This window comes from Streptomyces sp. ActVer (genome assembly GCF_027270795.1).
Classification (GTDB): Bacteria; Actinomycetota; Actinomycetes; order Streptomycetales; family Streptomycetaceae; genus Streptomyces; species Streptomyces umbrinus_A.
Window position 1 is genome coordinate 1 of sequence record NZ_JAPWHT010000596.1, and the last position, 5,234, is coordinate 5,234.

A 5,234-nucleotide genomic window follows, 5' to 3' on the forward strand; every position below is an offset into this window, starting at 1 on the left:
CCTTTCCTTCCCGACGGGCTTCCGGTGATCGACCGTGTGCCGGGGCACGAGAACGCGTTCGCGGCCACCGGGCACGGGATGCTCGGGGTCACGCTCGGGCCGGTCACGGGGCACCGGCTCGCCGAGTACATCCGTACGGGGCAGAGGCCCGAAGCCCTCGCGCCGTTCCGGTTCGACCGGCTCCTCCCCTGAGCCGCCGTACCTCGAACCGGGTGGTTGCGGAGGCCGCGGGTCGGCGCGAGGGTCCGCGCCGGCCCGCGGAGCCCCCTTTTGGGCTCCGCCCCACCCCGGCCGGTTTGTTGGCCGCGGGACGGTGGGGGCTTGTCGCGCAGTTCCCCGCGCCCCTAAAAACAGGGGGCGCCCCCCGCCTCGTGCGTGAAGGGGCGCCCCGTCTCGTCAGGAGCCTTCCGTCAGGACCTCTTCCAGGGAACCCAGCGCCGTCTGGAGTTCCTCTCCCGTGATCGTCAGAGGCGGGGCGAGGCGGATCGTCGAGCCGTGGGTGTCCTTCACCAGGACCCCTTCGCGCATGAGGCGTTCGCTGATGTCGCGGCCGGTGCCGATGGCGGGGTCGATGTCGACGCCCGCCCACAGGCCGCGGGCCCGGAAGCCCTGGACGCCCTTGCCGACGAGGGCGGTCAGGCCGCCCCTCAGTACGATGCCCAACTCCGCGGCCCTGCGCTGGTATTCGCCGGTCTCCAACAGTTCCACGACGGCCGAGCCGACCGCCGCGGACAGCGGGTTGCCGCCGAACGTCGACCCGTGTTCGCCGGGGCGCAGCACCTGGAGGACATCGCGTCGTGCGACCACCGCGGAGACGGGCACGATGCCGCCGCCGAGCGCCTTGCCGAGCAGCAGCATGTCCGGGACGACGTCCTCGTGCTCGACGGCGAGCGTGCGTCCCGTACGGCCGAGGCCGGACTGGATCTCGTCCGCGATGAACAGGCAGCCGGTGTGCCGGGTCAGTTCGCGGACGCCGCGCAGATAGCCGTCGTCGGGGATGACGACACCCGCCTCGCCCTGGATCGGCTCGATCAGGACGGCCGCGGTCGTCTCGTCGATCGCCGCTTCGAGCGCGGCGAGATCGTTGTACGGGACCACACGGAAGCCCGGCGTGAAGGGACCGAAGCCGGCGCGGGCCGTCTCGTCGGTGGAGAAGCTGACGATGGTCGTCGTACGGCCGTGGAAGTTGTCCGCGGCCACGACGATGGTCGCCTGGTCCGGCGCGACGCCCTTCACCTCGTACGCCCACTTGCGGGCCACCTTGATGGCGCTCTCCACGGCCTCGGCGCCCGTGTTCATCGGCAGCACCATGTCCAGGCCCGTCAACTCGGCCAGGGACTCCGCGAACCGGGCCAGCCGGTCGTTGTGGAACGCGCGCGAGGTGAGCGTCAGCTGGTCGAGCTGCCGGTGCGCGGCCTCGATCAGGGCGGGGTGGCGGTGCCCGAAGTTGAGGGCCGAGTAGCCGGCCAGCATGTCGAGGTAGCGGCGGCCCTCGACGTCCTCGACCCAGGCGCCCTCGGCGCGCGCGACGACCACGGGCAGCGGGTGGTAGTTGTGCGCGAGGACGGGCTCCTCGGCGCGGATCAGCTCGGCGGACGAACGCAGGGAGCGGCTGGGAGCGACGGTCATGAGCGGATCTCCTGGGTGCAGCACTTGATTCCCCCGCCTGCCTTCTGGAACTCCGACAGGTCGACGGGGACGGGAACATAGCCGTGGCGGGCGAGCTCGCCCGCGAGCGCCTCGGCGCGCGGCGCGATGAAGACATGACGGCCGTCCGAGACGGAGTTCAGCCCGAACGCCATCGCGTCCTCGTGCGTGGCGATCACCGCGTCCGGGAACAGCAGCCGGAGCACCTCACGGCTGCCCGCGGAGAAGGCCTCCGGGTAGTACGCGATGGTCGCCTCGGGGCCGTCGTCGAGCACGAACAGCGCGGTGTCCAGGTGGTAGAAGCGCGGGTCCACCAGCGTGAGGCTGACCGTCGGGACGCCGAAGAACTCCTGCACCTCGTGGTGGGCGGCCCGTTCCGTACGGAATCCGGTGCCGGCCAGCAGGTGGCGGCCGGCGAAGACCAGGTCGCCCTCGCCCTCGCACACCGCCTCGGGGCGGTAGACGTCGAAGCCCGCGTTCTTGAACCACGTCTCGTACGCGGTCGACTCCGGGCGGCGCTGCGGCGCGTGGAAGAGCGAGCCGAAGACCCGGCCGGCCACGACCAGCGCCGAGTTCGCGGCGAAGACCATGTCGGGGAGACCGGCGACCGGTTCCACGCTGTCGACGGTGTGGCCGTGGGCGCGGTAGGCGCGGACCAGCTCCGCCCACTGTCCTCGGGCCAGATCGACGTCGACCTGTGTGTCCTCATGCATCCAGGGATTGATGGCGTACTGCACGGCGAAGTGTCTGGGTTCGCAGACAAGAAAGCGCCTCGATCGCGGCACACGGCTCATGGGCACAGAGGGGTTCCTCCGCTTTCCTGCGGTGTTGGGTGGGATACCTCAACGGTAGGAAGCGGAGGCCGGTCCCGACAAGAATCGGGGATTGCGCGTCACCGCAGGGATACTGCGTGTTCGGACCGGTCCACGCACGATTGCTGCGTGGGCGGTCCGGAGGGGGCTCACTCCCGCTGTCCGGGCCGCGGAAGGCTCACGTTTCCGGGTCGGGCCGGCTCACGCCTCCGGAGCCGGCTGGCTCGCCCCGGCCTCCGGGCTCTCCGGCAGCAGATGGGACAGCACCATGTAGCTGATCGTCTTGCGGATGAACGGCTCCACCCGGATCCGCTCCAGTACCTCCTCGAAGTGCTCCACGTCCCGGGCCCGCACATGGAGCAGCGCGTCCGCGCCGCCGGTCACCGTCATGGCGGCGGTGATCTCGGGATGGTTGCGCATCACCTCCGCGAGCCGCCGGGGCGGGGCGGCGCCCTCGCAGTACACCTCCACGTACGCCTCCGTACGCCAGCCGAGCGCGGCCGGCTCCACCGTCGCCGAGAACCCGGTGATCACGCCGGTCTCGCGCATCCGGTCGACCCGGCGCTTGACCGCGGTGGCGGAAAGACCGACCGCCGCGCCGATCTCGGCGAAGCTCGTGCGGGCGTTCGCCATCAGAGCCGTGACGATCTTCCGGTCGAGATCGTCGAAGGGGGCGGACGTGGGTGTCATGCGGGCACTGTATCCAGCGGCGACGACCTGGCCCGCCGCATGTGCAGGCGTGCGAATTGCTCCTACACTCCGGGTTCATGCTGCGCGCCCTCGCCGTCGACGACGAACCGCCCTCCCTCGAAGAGCTGCTCTATCTGCTGGACGCCGATCCACGGGTGAGCAGCGTCGAGGGCGCGAGCGATGCCACCGCGGCCCTGCGCCGGATCAACCGTGCCCTGGAGAGCGGCCCCGGCGGCGACGAGGGCATCGACGTCGTCTTCCTCGACATCCACATGCCGGGCCTCGACGGGCTCGACATGGCACGGCTGCTCGCCGGATTCGCCAAACCGCCGCTCGTCGTCTCCGTCACCGCCCACGAGGGCTTCGCCGTGCAGGCCTTCGACCTCAAGGCCGTCGACTACGTCCTCAAGCCCGTACGCCGGGAACGCCTGGCCGAGGCCGTCCGCCGGGCCGTCGAGCAGATGGACGCGGCACCGCTGATACCCGTGCACGAACCCGATCCGGACCACATATCCGTCGAGCTCGGGGGAGTCACCCGCTTCGTCGCCGTGGAGGACATCACGCACGTCGAGGCCCACGGGGACTACGCGCGGCTGCACACCGCCCAGGGCAGCCACCTCGTCCGCATCCCGCTCTCCACTCTTGAGGAACGCTGGCGCTCGCGCGGCTTCGTCCGCATCCACCGCCGCCATCTCGTCGCCCTCGGCCACATCAGCGAACTCCGGCTGGACGCGGGTACCGTCAGCGTCCTGGTCGACTCGGTCGAACTGCAGGTCAGCCGCCGTCACGCCCGCGAACTGCGCGACCTGCTGATGCGCCGGACCGCGAGCTGAGGAGGCCCGAGATGCCCCAGGACCCCACCGACCGCCGGGTCGTCGTCACCGGCCCGCCGCGCCGTACGCGCCCGCTGAGCCGCTCCCGGCCGCGCACCGAGATCGACGAGCAGACCACGCTCGGGCACACCTACGTCCGCTCGCTGATGCGCTCCCAACTGCGCGCCGCGCTCACCGTGTTCGCCGTGCTCGTCCTCCTCGTGGGCCCGCTGCCGCTGGTGTTCGCCTCGATGGGCGACAGTTCGAGCCTGGAGTGGATCGTGCTCGGCTTCTGCGTCTATCCGCCGCTGGTGCTCCTCGCCCGCTGGTACGTGCGCCGCGCCGACCGCAACGAGAAGGACTTCGTCCGCCTCGTCGAGGACCGCTAGCCCGAGACGGAGACCGAGACCGTGACGGGGACCGAGCCCGAGAACCGCTGAGCCCAGGACGAGAGCACCGCGTGAGCGAGAACAGCCCGTGATCGAGAGCAGCCCGTGAACGAGAACTACGCCGTCCCCGCGGTCGCGCTCGTGGTCGTAGCGACCGTCTTCGTCGGCGCCTTCGGCCTGCGCATATCCCGTACCACCTCGGACTTCTACGTGGCCTCGCGCACGGTCGGCCCCCGGCTGAACGCGGCGGCCATCAGCGGTGAGTACCTCTCCGCCGCCTCCTTCCTCGGCATCGCGGGCCTCGTGCTCGTCCAAGGCCCCGACATGCTCTGGTACCCGGTCGGCTACACCGCCGGCTATCTCGTCCTGCTGCTCTTCGTCGCGGCCCCGCTGCGTCGCTCCGGCGCCTACACGCTGCCGGACTTCGCCGAGGCCCGGCTCGCCTCGCAGGCCGTACGGCGGCTGGCCGGAGCGTTCGTCGTCGGCGTGGGCTGGCTCTACCTCCTGCCCCAACTCCAGGGCGCGGGGCTGACGTTGAACGTCCTGACCGGAGCGTCCAAGCCGCTCGGTGGCATCATCGTCGCCGTGGTCGTGGTCGCGATCGTCGCCGCGGGCGGCATGCGCAGCATCACCTTCGTGCAGGCCTTCCAGTACTGGCTCAAGCTCACCGCCCTGCTCGTCCCCGCGCTCTTCCTCGTCCTCGCCTGGCAGGGCGACGGGGCCCCGGACCGCCCCTTTGACGAACCGGCCACGTTCCGCGAGCACCGGGTCGTCCGCATCGACGCCGGACTCGACCTCAAACTCGGCCAACCGCTGAGTGTCACCGCGACGGGCACGGTCGACGGCGAGCGGTACGAGGACGAGCGGGTCCGGCTCCCGGCAGG

General features: G+C 71.0%; 6 protein-coding genes and 1 pseudogene. 4 read left to right on the top strand and 3 right to left on the bottom strand.

The genetic code is table 11. From position 1 onward, the window contains the following. A partial coding sequence (locus tag O3Q52_RS48435) for an FAD-binding oxidoreductase (RefSeq protein ID WP_269654828.1) occupies positions 1 to 192 on the top strand: 192 nt, incomplete at its 5' end. A gap of 204 nt (positions 193 to 396) precedes the next feature. On the opposite strand, the gene rocD is transcribed toward O3Q52_RS48435, so the two are convergent. From rocD to O3Q52_RS48450, 3 genes are all read right to left on the bottom strand, one after another. Then, positions 397 to 1,629: an ornithine--oxo-acid transaminase gene (rocD, locus tag O3Q52_RS48440; RefSeq protein ID WP_269654829.1), complete on the bottom strand. Its 1,233-nt coding sequence runs from the start codon at positions 1,627 to 1,629 to the stop codon at positions 397 to 399. Further along, a complete protein-coding gene (ddaH, locus tag O3Q52_RS48445; RefSeq protein ID WP_269654830.1) occupies positions 1,626 to 2,447 on the bottom strand; it encodes a dimethylargininase in 822 nt (273 codons plus the stop codon). The genes rocD and ddaH overlap by 4 nt, the downstream gene beginning before the upstream one ends. Before the next feature lie 213 nt (positions 2,448 to 2,660). Beyond that, positions 2,661 to 3,149, bottom strand: coding sequence for an Lrp/AsnC family transcriptional regulator (locus tag O3Q52_RS48450; RefSeq protein WP_055617082.1), 489 nt, complete (start codon positions 3,147 to 3,149; stop codon positions 2,661 to 2,663). A 77-nt stretch (positions 3,150 to 3,226) separates the two neighbouring features. Here O3Q52_RS48450 and O3Q52_RS48455 point away from each other — a divergent pair, with 77 nt between their 5' ends. The 3 genes and pseudogenes from O3Q52_RS48455 to O3Q52_RS48465 form a co-directional block, all read left to right on the top strand. Further along, complete coding sequence (locus tag O3Q52_RS48455; protein WP_269654831.1) at positions 3,227 to 3,982, top strand: LytTR family DNA-binding domain-containing protein; 756 nt, start codon at positions 3,227 to 3,229, stop codon at positions 3,980 to 3,982. An 11-nt stretch (positions 3,983 to 3,993) separates the two neighbouring features. After that, complete coding sequence (locus O3Q52_RS48460) at positions 3,994 to 4,350, top strand: hypothetical protein (RefSeq protein WP_055617080.1); 357 nt, start codon at positions 3,994 to 3,996, stop codon at positions 4,348 to 4,350. A gap of 105 nt (positions 4,351 to 4,455) precedes the next feature. Next, positions 4,456 to 5,234, top strand: a pseudogene (locus tag O3Q52_RS48465) (cation acetate symporter); the annotation flags it as partial.